16 protein-coding genes are annotated in these 15,498 nt (G+C 60.8%); all 16 read right to left on the reverse strand.

Annotated features, from left to right (window positions below; all coding sequences use genetic code 11):
- Positions 1 to 14: 14 nt before the first annotated feature.
- Positions 15 to 917, reverse strand: coding sequence for an FAD:protein FMN transferase (locus ACR0IK_RS15130; RefSeq protein WP_480642078.1), 903 nt, complete (start codon positions 915 to 917; stop codon positions 15 to 17).
- Positions 914 to 1,429 (reverse strand): nitrous oxide reductase accessory protein NosL, encoded by a 516-nt coding sequence (locus ACR0IK_RS15135; protein WP_480642079.1) that lies wholly within the window; start codon positions 1,427 to 1,429, stop codon positions 914 to 916. The genes ACR0IK_RS15130 and ACR0IK_RS15135 overlap by 4 nt, the downstream gene beginning before the upstream one ends.
- Positions 1,426 to 2,247 (reverse strand): ABC transporter permease, encoded by an 822-nt coding sequence (locus ACR0IK_RS15140; RefSeq protein WP_480594344.1) that lies wholly within the window; start codon positions 2,245 to 2,247, stop codon positions 1,426 to 1,428. The genes ACR0IK_RS15135 and ACR0IK_RS15140 overlap by 4 nt, the downstream gene beginning before the upstream one ends.
- On the reverse strand, positions 2,244 to 3,137 hold the full coding sequence (locus tag ACR0IK_RS15145) for an ABC transporter ATP-binding protein (protein WP_480594343.1): 894 nt from the start codon (positions 3,135 to 3,137) through the stop codon (positions 2,244 to 2,246). Before ACR0IK_RS15145 ends, ACR0IK_RS15140 begins: the two co-directional genes overlap by 4 nt.
- A complete protein-coding gene (locus ACR0IK_RS15150) occupies positions 3,127 to 4,383 on the reverse strand; it encodes a nitrous oxide reductase family maturation protein NosD (RefSeq protein WP_480642080.1) in 1,257 nt (418 codons plus the stop codon). The genes ACR0IK_RS15145 and ACR0IK_RS15150 overlap by 11 nt, the downstream gene beginning before the upstream one ends.
- 3 nt (positions 4,384 to 4,386) lie before the next feature.
- On the reverse strand, positions 4,387 to 6,294 hold the full coding sequence (gene nosZ / locus ACR0IK_RS15155) for a TAT-dependent nitrous-oxide reductase (protein ID WP_480642081.1): 1,908 nt from the start codon (positions 6,292 to 6,294) through the stop codon (positions 4,387 to 4,389).
- A 16-nt stretch (positions 6,295 to 6,310) separates the two neighbouring features.
- A complete protein-coding gene (locus ACR0IK_RS15160; protein WP_480594384.1) occupies positions 6,311 to 8,434 on the reverse strand; it encodes a 4Fe-4S binding protein in 2,124 nt (707 codons plus the stop codon).
- A gap of 44 nt (positions 8,435 to 8,478) precedes the next feature.
- A complete protein-coding gene (locus ACR0IK_RS15165) occupies positions 8,479 to 8,943 on the reverse strand; it encodes a DUF2946 family protein (protein ID WP_480642082.1) in 465 nt (154 codons plus the stop codon).
- 141 nt (positions 8,944 to 9,084) lie between these two features.
- The gene (locus tag ACR0IK_RS15170; RefSeq protein WP_480642083.1) at positions 9,085 to 9,348 is read right to left on the reverse strand and encodes a hypothetical protein; all 264 of its coding nucleotides are present in this window, start codon (positions 9,346 to 9,348) and stop codon (positions 9,085 to 9,087) included.
- Positions 9,305 to 10,858, reverse strand: coding sequence for a cytochrome D1 domain-containing protein (locus tag ACR0IK_RS15175; RefSeq protein WP_480642084.1), 1,554 nt, complete (start codon positions 10,856 to 10,858; stop codon positions 9,305 to 9,307). Before ACR0IK_RS15175 ends, ACR0IK_RS15170 begins: the two co-directional genes overlap by 44 nt.
- Positions 10,833 to 12,047, reverse strand: a complete 1,215-nt coding sequence (nirJ, locus tag ACR0IK_RS15180) for a heme d1 biosynthesis radical SAM protein NirJ (RefSeq protein WP_480594337.1) — start codon at positions 12,045 to 12,047, stop codon at positions 10,833 to 10,835. Before nirJ ends, ACR0IK_RS15175 begins: the two co-directional genes overlap by 26 nt.
- Before the next feature lie 3 nt (positions 12,048 to 12,050).
- Entirely contained in the window at positions 12,051 to 12,533 is a 483-nt protein-coding gene (gene ahbB / locus ACR0IK_RS15185; protein ID WP_480594336.1) for a siroheme decarboxylase subunit beta, read from the reverse strand.
- Complete coding sequence (locus ACR0IK_RS15190) at positions 12,530 to 12,979, reverse strand: Lrp/AsnC family transcriptional regulator (protein ID WP_480642085.1); 450 nt, start codon at positions 12,977 to 12,979, stop codon at positions 12,530 to 12,532. The genes ahbB (ACR0IK_RS15185) and ACR0IK_RS15190 overlap by 4 nt, the downstream gene beginning before the upstream one ends.
- Positions 12,976 to 13,965, reverse strand: a complete 990-nt coding sequence (gene ahbB / locus ACR0IK_RS15195) for a siroheme decarboxylase subunit beta (protein WP_480594334.1) — start codon at positions 13,963 to 13,965, stop codon at positions 12,976 to 12,978. Before ahbB (ACR0IK_RS15195) ends, ACR0IK_RS15190 begins: the two co-directional genes overlap by 4 nt.
- Before the next feature lie 3 nt (positions 13,966 to 13,968).
- On the reverse strand, positions 13,969 to 15,114 hold the full coding sequence (locus tag ACR0IK_RS15200) for a cytochrome D1 domain-containing protein (RefSeq protein WP_480594333.1): 1,146 nt from the start codon (positions 15,112 to 15,114) through the stop codon (positions 13,969 to 13,971).
- Positions 15,111 to 15,464 (reverse strand): c-type cytochrome, encoded by a 354-nt coding sequence (locus ACR0IK_RS15205; protein WP_480642086.1) that lies wholly within the window; start codon positions 15,462 to 15,464, stop codon positions 15,111 to 15,113. Before ACR0IK_RS15205 ends, ACR0IK_RS15200 begins: the two co-directional genes overlap by 4 nt.
- Positions 15,465 to 15,498 lie beyond the last annotated feature (34 nt).

The following is a 15,498-nucleotide window of genomic DNA, read 5'->3' on the forward strand; positions in this document are numbered from 1 at the left end:
ACTGAGCCTTGTGATCAGATGTGCATTTCCAGCCGCACGTCGGGGAAAGACCTGAGTACTGTGTCAAATCCTGTCTTCGGCAGGGCGCACAAAGCTGTCGACAACCCGTCGGCAATGGCCGCGCTGGGCGCTGAGACTGAGACGATGCCCGCTGGGCGCATACCACTCGCAGGGTTCAGAATATGCCCCTGATCACCTGTCAGCATGAAGCTGCGCGCGTTCGAAGTTGCGACCGCACGGTCCCGTAGTTCGATGGATTTACGAACATTGCCTCCGGGTCCAGCCAGCCCGACCTGCCAGGCTTGTCCGTCTCCGCGTTGCCCCCAGGCTGCTATTTCTCCCATATTTACCAGCACGCCCCGCAGGTCATGCGCGGTCAGCAGCGCACTGATACGGTCGGTGATGGCGCCCTGTGCGATGCCGTTCAGGGTCAGTGCTGAAACACCCGGTTGCGGCAGGCGGATCATGTCCGTCTGAACGTTCACGCGAGTCCACCCGACAGAACGCCGTGCCGCGTCGGTCTTTTCAGGGCGCGCATCAGTTGCGAGTGCGGACCAGAGTGGTTGAACGGTGGGGTCAAACGCGCCGTTCGTAGCCTCGTGCAGCGCCGTGCACAGGCTGAGAACGTTTAGCAATTCAGGTGCGGGGTCCGACAGTTGGCCGTCGCGGTTCAGTCGGCTGAGTTCGGATTGAGGGCGGTACAGGCTGAAGATGTTTTCCAAACGGTTCAACTCGGCCTCGACGGCGGCAATGATCGGCGCCGCCTGGGTATCGGTCAGCCCTTCCAGCCGCAGGCTGGCTTCGGCCCCCAGTGCAACCCCGCGCCAATGGGCCGCTGGGGCGGGTTTCGCGCTGGCTGGAAAGGCGGCGCAGGCGGCGGACATGGTCAGGAACCGACGGCGGGAGAGGGGGGTCATGAGGGGGTCTCCAGTTTCAGGTCCAGATCGACGGGGCCGAGAACCTCGGCAGCTGGAATGTCGGGCAGCGGCATCTGCGCGCCGCCATATTGGGTGATGAAAACATCGGCAGCGGTGGGATCGGCAAAGGGTACAACCTCGGGTGCGCCCATGCCGCCTGCAACGTTGGAGCCGACCACAAAGGTTGCGTCATCAGCCGCGATCCAGTTGGAAATGCCCGGCTGCCGCCAGTTCGGGGCAACCCCCATGTCACTGACATAAACAGCAGTGATTTTGGCATCCCTCTCGGGGCTTTTCAGATAGGCCACCATGTCGCGAACTTGAGCAAAGAACAGCGGCACGGGATACCCTTCCAGATGAATTTGCCCCTTTGGCCCGCCATGCTCGGCAATGTTCATCTGACAAAAATAGCTGAGCGCGTCCGGTGTCAAATCAACCGGGTCAGGGGCCACGGCCATCTCTTCTTTACAAGCAGTCAGGGCTACCAGGGCGATCAGGCAAAAGCGTTTCATGGCTCGACCCTCCGGAAGGCGGCACGGGCTAGGATAAAACCCAGCACCGGCCAGATCAGCAGCGAGGCCGGCGCGGCCCATACGGGCAGAGCTTGCGCAGCTCCAGTCATGCCCGAGGCCATGGCGACACCTTCGGTTGCGGCGATGTTCCACAGACGGAATGCGTCGGCCGGGTTGGCAACCATCACCCACGGAAAGACGGATTGGGTGAAGGTGCCGCCCTTGTCCATGACGACGGCTCCCAACAAGCCCAGATCATAAAGGACGACAAAAACCAGCCAGAGCCCGGCCGACAGACCTGCTGCCGCCGTGGCGCCCCTTGCCAGGGCAGACAGCAGGTAACCCAGCGCCAGAAACACAGCGCCCAGCAGGATGGATGTGAGAATGAGGCGAGCCAGCGCCATCAGGCTTTCCGGTCCCGCGCCGCCAAAAAATGCGGCCACCGCGCCTGCGGTGCCGAAACCAACGGTCATAGCAAAGGCCAGGGCGGCCAAGTGGGCGGTGAACTTGCCTAGCAGGATTTCTCCGCGCCCTGCCGGGTAGGACAGCAGCAGCGACAGGCTGCCCCGGTCCACGTCACCAGCGATGGCGTCGAAGGAAATCATCAGCGCCAGCAAGGGTGCCAGGTAAACCGACAGTGTGGTCATCGAGGCCACCGAAACAGTCAGCATATCGACGCCCAGTGTGCCGGTGGGGGCGCTGCCCGCAAAAGTCAGAGCCAAAGCGAACAATACCATGATCAGCGTTGCGACCAGCAGCCAGCGGTTGCGACGCAGGATCAGCATCTCGGTGCGAGTGATGGCGAGGAAGCGGGTCATTGCATCTCCTCCTGTGCGTAGTGTCGATAGAGGTCTTCCAGCCTGGGCGGGGTCATTTCGACATCCGCTACTGCGTCGCCCAACCCGGCGATACGGCGCAGGGCCTCCATCTTGTCATCAGGGGAACAGAGCAGTTCCACGGACGCACCATTGATCCGGTTGCCACCCAATTCGGCGGCCAGTGCATCTGCGTTGACGCTGGCGCGTACGCGCAGGCGGATCGGCAGCCCGGCCAGCGCCGAAAGGTTGTTCAGCGTGTCATCCGCAACCATCCGGCCCTTCCGCATGATAGCGATGCGGTCAGTGCGGGCCTCGACCTCGGTCAGAGCGTGCGACGCGATCAGGACGGCGGTGCCCTGCGCTGCCAGTTCGTCAATGATGGCATAAAGATCCTGCCGAGAGATCGGGTCCAGGCCTGAGGTTGGTTCGTCTAGCAGTGCCACTTTCGGCTGGCCTAGCAGCACTTGCGCCAGACCAAGACGTTGCCGCATCCCTTTGGAGTAAGTTCCAATCCGGCGATCCAGTGCATCGCTGAGGCCAACGCGATCCAGCAAGCCGGGCACATCGGCAATTGCCCCGGACAGCTTTGCGAAAAGGGTCAACTGCTCGCGTCCGGTCAAGGCTGGGTGGAACGACACAGCCTCGGGCAGATAGGCCGTATCCCGCCGTGCTTGCGCGGTGCCGGGAGTGGTATCGCCGATCCGAATGGCTCCGCCATGGATCGGCGTCAAGCCGAGGATGGATTTGATCAGGGTCGACTTGCCCGCGCCGTTATGGCCCAGCAGTGCAACGCGCTGACCTGGGGCAAGGGAAAGGGTGATATCGTCAAGAACGCGGGTTTTCCCTCGGTCCTTGCTGACTTGGGTAATACTTAGGGCCTTATCCGTCATGAGGCACCTTTTTCATAGCTGGGGGTTCAGGGGCTTGCATAAGCGGGTTGCTGTCGATCACGCCGCCCGGCAGAAGGGCCGGGAAGGCGGATTGCGACCAGCGCACCAGCTGCACGGCAGGGGAGCCGAGGAGTAATTTGGCTGAGGGTTGGGTCCACAGCACATGGTCCATACTGTCATTGGGGCGATAGGGGGCGTCGGCGATACCGTCCCCATCCACATCATAGGCAGCGAAATCGGACCAGTAATTGCCGCGCCCGTTTTCGGACCACTCGACCCACTTGGTCGAGACGTATTTCACCTGTGTCCGGTTCCCAATAAAAGAATTGCCGACGATGCGGTTGCGCTCGCTGCCAGCGGTAAAATGGATGCCGATGCCGCATCCCTGGAACCAGTTATCGGTGAATTCATTCTTGTTGGAGTTATAGAGGAAGGTGCATTTTTCCTTGGCACCTATCACCACGTTGCCGGTGATCTGACTTTTGTTGGCGTAGTTCAGCATCACGCCATGTTCGCGGTCACCAACCGAGACGTTATCTGCGACCTTCACATTGGTAGTGAACATCACGGCATAACCCAGATCGTTACCGATTGAGACATTGTCGCTGACGATCGAGTCGTCGGCATACATGTAGTGCACGGCAAATCGCAGATCGCGGAACAGGTTGCCAGTGAAGGTGTTTTTCTTGGACGAGTTCACAAAGATCCCGTCGCGGCCATAGCGGATGTCGTTGTCTTCCACCCGCGCACCCGGCGCATTCCAGACATAGACGCCATTACCGCGGTCGTTCATCCGCTGGTCCAACCGACCTTCGATCCGGTTGCCCCGCACGATGCTGTCCTTGGCCCCGTGAATGTCGACGCCGTAGAGATTGCCCAGCAGCACGTTATCCTCAACCACGGGTGCTTTGGCCGTTTTGGTCAGCTGGATACCGCTGTCGATCCCGTCATGGCTAGAGCCTGAGCCGATCACCGTCAGCCCGCGCACGGTGACACCCGGCCCGGTCACGGTGATGACGCTGCCCGTGCCTTGTCCGTCAATGGTGGCCTGTCCCAGCCCGTCGATGGTGACGGGCCGGTCCAGAACCAGTGTTTCGGTGTAGACACCGGGGCTCAGGCGGAGGGTGTCCCCATCCGCCGCCTGCGCCAGTATTTCATTAATGGCCCCCGCCCGGTTGGGCACATCCCAGTCCGCCGCCCAAAGGGGCGAGCCGAGCAGGAGCGGTATGAGCAGGGACCAACGCATGGGTTATGCTCCCTGCGGTTCGACCAGCATCCGGCCGCGCATTTCCATGTGCAGCGCGTGACAGAACCACTGGCAATAGAACCAGTGTACGCCCGGACGGTCGGCTGTGAAGGTGACCGAAGCGGTCGCCAGCGGTGCGACCTCCATCGCGATGCCGTAGTTGCCCAGGCAGAAGCCGTGGGTCACGTCGTCCACGTCATCCAGGTTGGTGATGTAAACCGTCACCTCGTCACCCTGTTTGACGGTGAACTTTTCCAGGCTGAAGGTCGGAGCCTGCGATGTCATGTAGACCCGCACCTTGTTGCCGTCCCGGATGGGTTCTTCGGCGCCTTCTTCCAGATCAATGCCATCGGCCTCGGCCTGTTTGCGGGCGTCTTCCCATGTAACATCGGCGCGGTCCCAGACGTTTACCGGGTTGACGATGTCGCTGCGAACGATGATCGAGTCATGCGGCTCGGCAAAGGTCGGACCGTCGTGAACCACTTTCATCTCGTTGGACGAGATGTCGATCAACTGCTCGTTCTCGGGCTTCAGCGGACCCACGTTCAGGAAGCGGTCTTTCGAGAACTTGTTCATCGAAATCAGCCACTTTCCGTCGGCATCCTTGGTTTCACCCATGGAGGTCGAGTTGTGGCCCGGCTGATAGTGCACGTCGACCTTCGAGATGATCGGATCCACATCAGCACCACCGTAAGCTTCGATTGCCTTTTCGATGTTCCACTTCACGATCTGGCTGTCCAGGAACAGCGTGGTGAACGCGTTGCCCTGGCCGTCATAGGCGGTGTGAAGTGGGCCAAGACCCAGTTGCGGCTCACCCACGATGCAGGACCGCGGGTCGGCATCACTTTCGAACAAGGCGTCCAGTTTGGTGACGTCCATGATCGACACGGTCGGCGACAGCTTACCGTTGATGCAGACGTGCTTGCCGTCGGGCGCGGTGTTGATGCCGTGCGGCGAGTTCGGGATCGGAATGTAACGGGTGTACTTCTTGTTCTGACCCTTACGACCGTCCAGAACCTTGACTCCCTTCAGTTCCTGATAGTCACCGGCTTCGATACCCGCTTCGATTTCCGCGAGGTTGAAGACAACGACGTGGTCCAGCTCGTTCTCGGTCATCTCGGCCAGGTTCATACCCATTTCCGAGTTGTACGAGGTCGAGTAGGCGTACTTGCCCTGATAGTCGCAGTCGGTGTTGTCGAGGTTGCCCGACACGATCACCTGCCATGCCACTTCCATGGTGTCGCCGTCCAGCGCGGTGAAGATGTTCACGTATTGCGATGGATCATCCAGCACTGTGCCGTCATTAACCAGCGGCGTTTCATCCTCACCGTTGGCAAATACATAGCCGGTGCGCGGGAATTTCTGCGGGCGCAGACCGTGGATCGCCTTGGCGTTCGGGATCTCGGTGATTTTGTCGCATTTCATCACGTCGCAGCGCACGCGGGCGACGCGGGTGTTGGCCTTGTCGTTCATGAACAGGTAGCGGCCATCATAGGTGCCGTCGGTGAATGACATATGCGGGTGGTGAAGGTCACCGTTGTCATAGGTTTTCAGGCCGCGCTTGGCGAGGAATTCCTTGGTTTCCGGTAGCAGGCCATCGGTCATGATCTTCAACGACTCGTTGGTTTGACCCCAGCCGGTGGCCGAGCAGCGGTTGAACACCGGAACCCGCATCAGTTCGCGCATGGACGGGAAGCCCAGAATGCGCAGTTCACCTGTCTGACCTGAAGACCAGAAACCGTAGTATTCGTCCAGTTCACCGGGCTCCAGGTTAGCATTGGCGGCAGCGCTGGCTTGCTTCGCGGTCATCAGGGTTGAGCCCAGACCGGTCCCGGCCAGCACAGCGCCGGTTGCGGTTGCACCCAGCATCCCGCGGCGTGTGATGTTCAGTTTGCTTTCATTGTCCGACATGATCGTTCCTCCTTTTTTAGGAAACGGATTGCGGTTTGGCGTTCGGATGGTTCGCCGGTGGTTGTCCGAGCGGGGTCTTGAGGTCGACCGACCCTGTCTTGGCCCGCCGTTTTAGCTGGCGGATGACGACGGGACATTTCGTCTCGGACTGGTAGAGCACCTGACAATGCAGGCAGGTGACACACTCGTTCGGATTGATCTCACCCGTGGGGTGGATGGCCTGAACGGGGCATTCGTTGGCGCAGGTCTGACAGGGTGTGCCGCATTCCTTGTAGCGGCGCAGCCAGTCGAACATGCGGATACGGGCGGGGATCGCCAGCGCTCCGCCCAGCGGGCAGAGATAACGGCAGTAGAACCGTTCGATGAACAGCCCGACACCCAGCAGGAGCAGCGCAAAGACTACAAACGGCCAGTCGCGCATGAACTTCAGGATGATTGCGGTCTTGAACGGTTCGATCTCGGCATATTTTTCGGCCAGCGGGATGGACACGAAGCTGATGCCGAAGAGCACAAGGAAGATCATGTATTTTGCAGGCCAAAGCCGTTCATTCAGACCCCAGGGCAGGGTCCACTGCGGAACGCGGCAGGCCCGCGCGATCTTGTTGGTCAGCTCCTGCAATGCACCGAACGGGCACAGCCAGCCGCAATAGGCACCTCGGCCCCAGAACAGCAGGGCGGCGGCCACGGCGAACCATTGGATAAAGACCAGCGGATCCAGCAGGAACGCATCCCATGAGAACCCGGTGCGTAGACTGCCTGCCAGAGCCATCAGGTTCACCACGCTTAGCTGCGCGTTGGCATACCAGCCGATGAAGAACAGGGTCATTGTCAGGTAACCGATGCGGAACCAGTAGAAGACCCGCGCGTTCATGGTGGCGTGGAATTGGAAGAAGAAGGTGGCCGTCAGCACCAGAAGCATGATGCCGAGAACGCCAATTTCAACGGTGCGATCCTTCCAGATGCGCTGCCACAAAGCGGCTTTGGCGGCGGCTTCGCCGGTGGCATCATCGACGACCGCGGAGGCAGCGACGGGCAGCAGATACCGCTCGGGCAGTTTGTAACCAAGATCAAAGGTCAGGAATGTCTTCTCAACCGCACCTATAGCGCGTTGCACCAGCAGTTGCAGGCGGAACGGTTCAGCCGGATTGAACTCGGCCTCGGCAGGGATCTTGAAGATATCCAATTCGGTGAAGCTCGGCGCGTCGGAGGCTGCGACTTTGCCAAGACGCTCTTGTTGCTTGTCAAAGAACCGTACTGAATTGTCGCCCTGGATCAGTTGTATCCGGTCAAAGATACCGCCGCGGACGTAACCCGAACCTTTGAAGCTGTAGGCGCCGCGGCCCAGCACCAGAATGGCCTGTTCCCCTTCGTCCAACCACTCGACCAGATTCTGATATTCGGCCTCACCCAACAGCGACTTGCCGATTGACGGGACAGAAACCAGTGCCAAATGCATGTCGATGAATGTGTCGTCCGGTTCACCCGGCTCGGGGCGCTTGATGGCACGCTGATCGCCCGTGGCCTCAAAAGCGGCATTGACCTGACCGACGTCCAGCGTCAGACGCCGGACCGAGCCGTCGCCAGACAAGGTTGCCCAGTCGTAAGCGGAGTTCTTCGCCATATCGATTTCGCGTTTGGGACCATCGGCCAGCAACGGAGACAGGCCTCCCAGACCCAGTGCGCGGGATACCTTGATCCCACCGCGAACGAGGCTGTCGTCGATCACCATGATCGTCACTGTCGCGCCCGAGATGATGTCGAGGTCATGCCCCTCGCCACCGGTCTCCACTTCGACTTTCAGGTCAAGCCCAGTGTAACCTTCGGTCAATTCGACCATACGGGAATTGGGAATGCCGATCAGAACAATGGGTTCCGAGTGTTTGACCAGCTTAACACCGGTCAGAACCGCATCGTCGTCGATGGCAGCAACCACGTGGATGGGTTTGCCCGAATAACCGGTGGTGCCCACGAAATCAGAAGTCAGGAAAGCCCAGGCAACTGTCTCTCCGCCCTTCAGAACTGGGGCAACGGGCACGTCGTCGCGAACCGGGCCAAAAGCATCGGCACCGGGGGCCAGGTCGGCGGGCTCAATGTCGGGCAGGAAGCTGGCGAGGCTGTCGGCATGGGCGCTGATCGCCATCAGGCAGGACAGGGAAAGGGCCAGCAGGAAATGGATTGCGCGACTTACGACCACGGCGCACCTCCGATAATTTGGGTGGACGCCATGGACGCGCGCAGGGCGCGTTCAGTTGTTTCTTGGGTCACGCGGGGGGGGCCGCGGGTTTCGGGCCACAGTCGTTTTACACTGGTGACGCTGAGCAGATCGCGGTTTTCGCAATGTGCGGCGTGAATTAGACCTTCCCGGTAGAATACAGGCATTTCCGGCACCGGGGCCGCTGAGGTGACGGCGCACAGGGCGCAGTCGGCGCAATTCGGACAGGGCGCGGTTGGATCCGTGGTGTCCTCTTCAAGGTCCACCTGAACCCAGACCGCCCCTGCCTCCGAGCAGATCTCCACCCACATGCTTTCCCCGGGACTCGCCAGCGCCGGGCCAAGCAGCTGCAACAGCAGAAGGAAAATGCCCGCTACAGCACAAGCTGCGCGGGACGCGCAATCAGCTGACATGTGCAGAGGGTTAAAGGCGGGCATGGAGAATCCAACTCGGCAATCTTTCCTGAGGGGTAGACCTGCCGCCGGATTCGATCCTTGACTTAAGTCATTTGTTCTCAGACTGCCCAAAAATTAATCTTGGCGGATTTCCGTGAAATCTCAGAATTCTAGAAGCCGACGTCAACTGTCAGCTTCGTCCATCAGGCCCCGTACCCAGCGCCCGGCAAGCCAGGATGCAGGCACGCCCAATGGGATCGACCACAGGATCGCTGTGACCGGCTCGATAATGCCGTAACCGGCGCTGTTGGCAATCAGGCCGGCCAGAAACAGATTGATAGCCACGGTCAGCGCCGTGGCCGGATAAAGCAGAATGGCCAGTTTCCAGACCGGCCATTTGCCTTCAGTGGCTGGTTCCTTCCGAGAAGGTGATTTTGTTCCAGACATTGTATTTTCCCGAAGGTTTGCGCATCGGCAGGCGGCGGACTTCTTCCAGCGTTTGCGCATCATAGACGATTACCGCGCCGTCATCTTCCCAGATCGAAACCAGCGCGTGGCTGCCGTCTTTGGTGAACTCAACATGCGCAACTGTCTTACCCGGAGCCGGGCGCAGAGTCTTAACGATCTCAAGGCTTTGCTTGTCGATCACATGCATCGCGTCCTTGTTCGGCCCAAAGAACACATCGGCCCAGACGTAGGGCGAGTTTTCATGGCTGCGCATGAAGAACCCCGGTCCTTCCGTCTTGATCCGTTTGACAGTTTCCCAGGTTTCCATGTCGATCACCGACACGGTACCATCGGTCAGGTGCGGCGTGGCCATCACGGTGGTGTCGCCGTGCTGCCATGTGATGCCCGAGCCCAGATGCGGCATCCCCGGCAGGTCCAGATCGGCGACTTTCTGGCCGATGACCAGATCGATCACCTGACCGCCCTCGCCATCGCGCGATGCGCCCATGACATATTCATAGCTCTGGTCGAAAAAGAAATCGTCCAGATAGTCGGGCGTGGTGATCTTGCGCACCGGGAATGGGTCGGGGTTCTTGAACTGACCCTCGATGCGAAAGTCGTGACCCAGGCCGGATTGCGGTGGGTTGGCGCCGTAGAAGACCTCCCAGATCTCGGGCACGTCTTTCAGTGCCAGCACAAAGCTTTCGCGCGGTGGGGCCTGATACACGGCCGAGACACGGCTGGGGACTCCCTTCTTGCTCTTGACCTCAACGACCTTGGCAACCGACAGGTCCTCGGTCGACAGCAGGGTCAGGCTGTTGGGCAGGTAATTCGCCACGGCAACCCATTTGCCGTCGCCAGACATGGCAATGTTGCGGCTGTTCAAGCCTGCGCGCACGCGGCCCACCTGTTTCAGCGCCCAGATGTCGTATTTCTGCACCCAGCCATCACGGGACATGATGAATACATAGCGGCCATCGGGGCTGAATTTTGGGCCGCCGTGAACGGCAAAGGGCGTCTCGAACCGGTCCAGAACCTCGAACGTGTCGCCGTCCAGAACGCTGACATGGTGATCGCCGGTCTCAACCGCCAGCGTGATATTCATCGGGTCGCTGTCCCATACAGGGGCGTCGACCGGGACATAGTCCTCGTCCAGCGTGCGGCTGGCCATGATATCGGCCTCACCCCATTCAGGGTCGGTTTCCAGCGGGGATTTCAGCCAACCGGCCAGTTCCTCGATCTGCAAAGCGTCGAGTTCGTGGGAAAAGGCGGGCATCTGAGTGGCCGTGCGCCCTTCGGCGATCACAGCGGCCACGCGCGGGCCGCGCATCCGTTTCAGCGTCTCGGGGATCAGCGCAGGACCAACTCCGCCCAGACGGTTTTCACCGTGGCAGGATGCGCAGTGTTCGGCATAGTCGGCTGGGGCGTCGGCCCATGCAGTGCCCGCCAGCAGCAGCGAACAGAAGGTGCCGATTTTCAGAGTGTCAAAAGAATTGATGCGCCGGGTCATGGCTTTTTCCTCGGAACGGCGTCACCTGCAGGCGCTCGCCCGCATCTTCGACGCCGATTTCTTGATTTGTCAGATAACAGGCCGGATCTTCGGCCCAGGGGTCGCCGGTCAGCTGCAACGCCCGAATCCGGGTATTGCCGCCGCAGACGTCCTTGAGCTGACAAGCCCCGCAGCGCCCCTTCAGCGGGCGCGGGCGGGTGCGCAGCATGGCAAGCATCGGATCATCGCTGGTCCATAGCTCGGAAAACGGTTTGGTCTTTACATTGCCGACCGTGTAGTCGGACCAGTAGGTGTCGGGATGAACCCGGCCCAGATTGTCAATATTGGCCACGCCCAGACCGCTGGAATTACCCCCCCATGCGGCCAGGTGCTCGCGTACATGGGCGGCCTTGTCGGCATCGAAGCGTGCGCGGACCCAGTTCAGGAAATACCCAGCATCGGCGTCGTTGTTGCCTGTCACGATGTCCAGTGGGCGCCCGCCCGAGGCGGCCTCCCACGCGCGTTCCAGCAACAGATCAAGCCCGTTGCGCGTGCGCATATGCTCGGCATCCTCGCCCCGGTTCTTGTCGCCGCGCCCGGCGTAAACAAGGTGAGACAGATAGAACTTATCAACGCCCTCATCATCGCACAGTTGCAGCAGGTCGGGCAGGTGATGTTGGGTGCCTTCGGTCAGACAGAACCGCAGGCCAACCTTTATGCCGCGTTTCTTGCATTCGCGCACACCGCGCAGGGCGTCGGCAAAGGCGCCTTCAACCCCGCGGAACCAGTCATTCGTGGCCCCGATCCCGTCCAACGAGATGCCGACATAGTTGAACCCGACATCGGCGATCATGTCGGCGGTTTCGTCGTGTATCCGTGTACCGTTGGTCGACAATGCCAGCATCGGCACCAGGTCACGGGCGCGTTTGGCGATATCGAAGAAATCGAACCGGTCCAGCGGTTCCCCACCCGAGAGGATCAAGGCCGGGACGCGAAACTGGCCCAGATCCTCAAGGGTTACCATGGCTTGCTCGTGGTTGAGCTCGCCCGGGAACGCAACATCCGCCGAAACGGTGTAGCAATGGCGGCATTTCAGGTTGCAGCGACGCGTCAGGTTCCAGATTACCACCGGTTTTACCGGTCCGGGGCGGCGTTTCCGCACCGGGGTCGGGGTGACGAGTTGATGCATGTATTCGGTCAGGCGGAACATGTCTCAGCCTTTCGTTTTCAGGCGCAGCCCGGTCTTTTTGAGAATGCGCGTGGAATAGAGGATATCTTTGGCCCGACAGGCCTCGCCCAGTATTGCGGTGATTTCCGCCCGCTTTTCTTCGACCTCGTCGCGGTCCGTTCCGTGGACCATGGCGAACAGGTTATAAGGCCAGTCGGGCAGGGCGCGAGGGCGTTCGTAGCAGTGGGTGACAAACGGCAAAGCGCCGATCCGGGTGCCCAGTTCGGTCACGTGGTCGTCTTCGACATCCCACACGGTCATGCCGTTCGAGGTCATGCCCAGTTTGTAGTGATTGGGTGCAGCAGCGATGCGGCGGATCACACCGCTCGATTTCAGGTCGGCCAGACGAAGCAGCAACTCGTCTTCGTCCATGCCCATGTCCGAAGCCACCTGCGCGTAGGGTGCAGGCACGAGCGGCAGGCCGCCTTGCAGCGCCTCGATAATCTCTCTGTCTTTCGCGTCGATCATGCCGCCACCCGGAAGCCAATGAAAAATTCCTGCAATTTGGGAAAACAAAGTACCTCGATCCCCGTTTCCCGTTCGATGGCATCGGCGGTGGCCTCGATCCCCTCGGGGGTTTCGGTTGCCAGGACGAACCACATGTTCAGCCGATGCGTGCGTTCATAATTATGGGCAACCTCTGGATGCGCATTGACTTTGGTCAGGACGGTTTCGAAATTCTCGGGTGGAACGGCCATTGCGCACAGGCAGAAGGCGCCGCCCATGGCAGCGGCGTCAAAAAACGGACCAAAGCGAGTGATGATGCGCTCTTCTTTCATGCGTTTGAGACGGTCCAGCAAGTCGCTCTCCGAAATGCTCAGCTCGGTGGCGATTGCGGCATAGGGATGCGTGCTCAGTGGCAGATCGTCCTGCATCCGGTTCAGGATTGCGCGATCGGTTGCGTCCAGTGTCATGCCGCAGCCTCCTTTTGGTGGATCAGCGCGCCGGTCTGTTTGAAGCAGCGGGTCGAGAACAGCACCTTGTGGCGCGCACTGGCCAGTTCCGGCAAGGCGACGGCACTTGAAAGGGTTTCCAGCGCTTCGCTGCGCGACCGGGCGTGGATCATGGAATAGAGGCGATAGGGCCAGATGTCCTCGACCGGGTTCCGCTCATAACACAGGGTCACTCCGGGATGTGCGGCAAGTGCTGGGCCAGCAGTGCCGACCTGATCGGCGGGCATATCCCAGACCACCATCGCGTTGGCCGACCAGCCAAGCGCCCTGTGGCGAACGATGACACCCAGGCGCGAGATAATGCCCGCATCGTGCAGTGCCTCGATTCGCGCCATCACCTCGGGGGCGGACCGACCCAGAGACCGTGCCAGATCAGCAAACGGATCAATGACCAGTTGCAGGCCCGAACTCAGCGCCTGCAGCAAGGGGCGGTCTCCGTCCCGCATGGCCGAGCAATCCACCTTGCGGGGGCCGGGCACGTTGCGGGTATTGCCCGACATGCGGAACCCCAGATCGACGTTGAACGGGCGCACCAGCCGCAAATCCAGCACCCGCAGCCCGGTGCGATGGCTGATCCGCGCCAGCGTGTCATTCACATGCGTACGGTCCGGGCCGGTGGCGACAAACCATAGGTTCCAGTCATCCTCGCGCTGGTAATTGTGGTTAACGCCGGGTTCCGCGTCGATCATTGCGGCGACCTCTTCCAGACGCTCATCGGGCGCGGCGACGGCAGCCAGAGTGCTGGCCGAAACCGCACCGGGTGCAATCGTCGCGCCAACGCGCGTGATCCGGCCGGTTGCGCGCATTCGGGTCAGGCGGTCGATGACTTCGGCCTCGTCCAGACCCAGCGTATTGCCCAGAACCTGAAACGGGTGGTCGGTGATCGGGAAATCACGCTGGAACTCATCCAGCAGGCGGCGGTCGATCGGGTCGGTGATATGATCCATCCGTCACAGCCCCGTTTTGTGCGCACGCGCTGTAAAGAAGATGCCCGAGGGGCTGTCCGCATCGATCTCGCGCAGTTTTTCGAAGGTCTGCGTGTCGTAGACCATAACCTTGTTGGCATCGCGCACGCTGAGCCAGACCTCATGCCCGCGAGGCGTGAACTCCATGTGCAACACGGCGGGGCCGGGTTTGAATTCGTGGATGATCTCTTTGCTGACACTGTCGATGACCTGAATCGTGTCGTTCAGTGGATGGGCGAAATTGACCCAGACCTGCCGCCCGTCGGGGCGAGCCATGGCAAAGACCGGCTGGCCGTGCGTCTTGGTGCGCCCGGTTTCGGTAAGGGTGTCAGAGTCGATCCACAGAACCTCGTGATGGCCAACGGCGGGCAGGACGAACTCGCGCCCGGTCAGCGCCCAGCCTTCCAGATGGGGCATCTTGTAGACCGGCATTTCCTCCTGTCCGCGCCCATAGTCGGGCAGCACGCGGATGGGTTCGGGGTTCTCGGCCCAGAGATCCAGCGCGGTCAGGCCGTCCTCGCCGAACAGGCCGGTGATATAGGTGCGGCCATTGGCGGTGATCAGCGCGTCGTAAGGGTTCTTGCCCATGTCGGTGATCTTGGTGATCGCGGGGTCGCCTTTGGCAAAATCGGCAATCCAGGTCTCGCCCGTGTCCCACATGGTAAACACGAAGCGACGGCCCGGCGCATCGACTAAACCGATGGTTTTGCTGTCGGTGGGAATGTCGGCGACCATCTCCAGCGTGTCCGCATCAAAGACTCGTACACCACCGGGTTCATAGTTGGACACGGCCACCAGTTTGCCATCGTCTGAGATTGCGCCGCCGATGGCGTTGCCCGCCTGCACGACGCGGTTCACGATCTGACGGGTGACAATGTCCACCTTGGTCAGCCCGCCGTCACGCCCGAAGACATACGCAAAGCGTTCATCCGGCGAATAGACCAGCGAGGCATGGGAAAGGTCGCCCAGCCCCTCGATCCGCGCGAGCGCGGCGCGGTCGGACTGGTCGACCAACAGGACTGACCCCTTGGCCCGTTCGATCACCAGACCCAGGTCTCCGGTTGCGGTAGGATCGGCATGTGCCGTTGTGATCATCAATGTGGCTGCAAGGCCGAGGATGAGATGTTTCATTGTTCCTCCTGTTCCAGCAGGTAACGGGCGATCCATTCGGCCTCTTCTTCGCTGATCAGGGGCCGCCATGGGGGCATTGCGGTATCGGAAATGCCGTCAAGGATGACACCGGTCAGGACGTCGGCATCGTAATGCTGCAATGTCTCGGACCGCAGATCGGGGCCAAGGCCGCCTTTCAGCGACAACCCGTGGCACGAGCCGCAATCCTGATGGACAAGTCGTTTCAGTGCGTTGGGGTCAATGGCTTCTGCGGCAAAGGCTGACGTGGCCAGAACTACGGCGGTCGTCAGCACGGCGTGCGCCGTCCAGCCCGAACGTTGGCCCGCCCTGCGGGGTAACACCCGGTCCATCCCCCGGCTAGGCGCCTGGCCCCCCGCCGGGACC

The organism is Ruegeria sp. BF7, assembly GCF_056538605.1.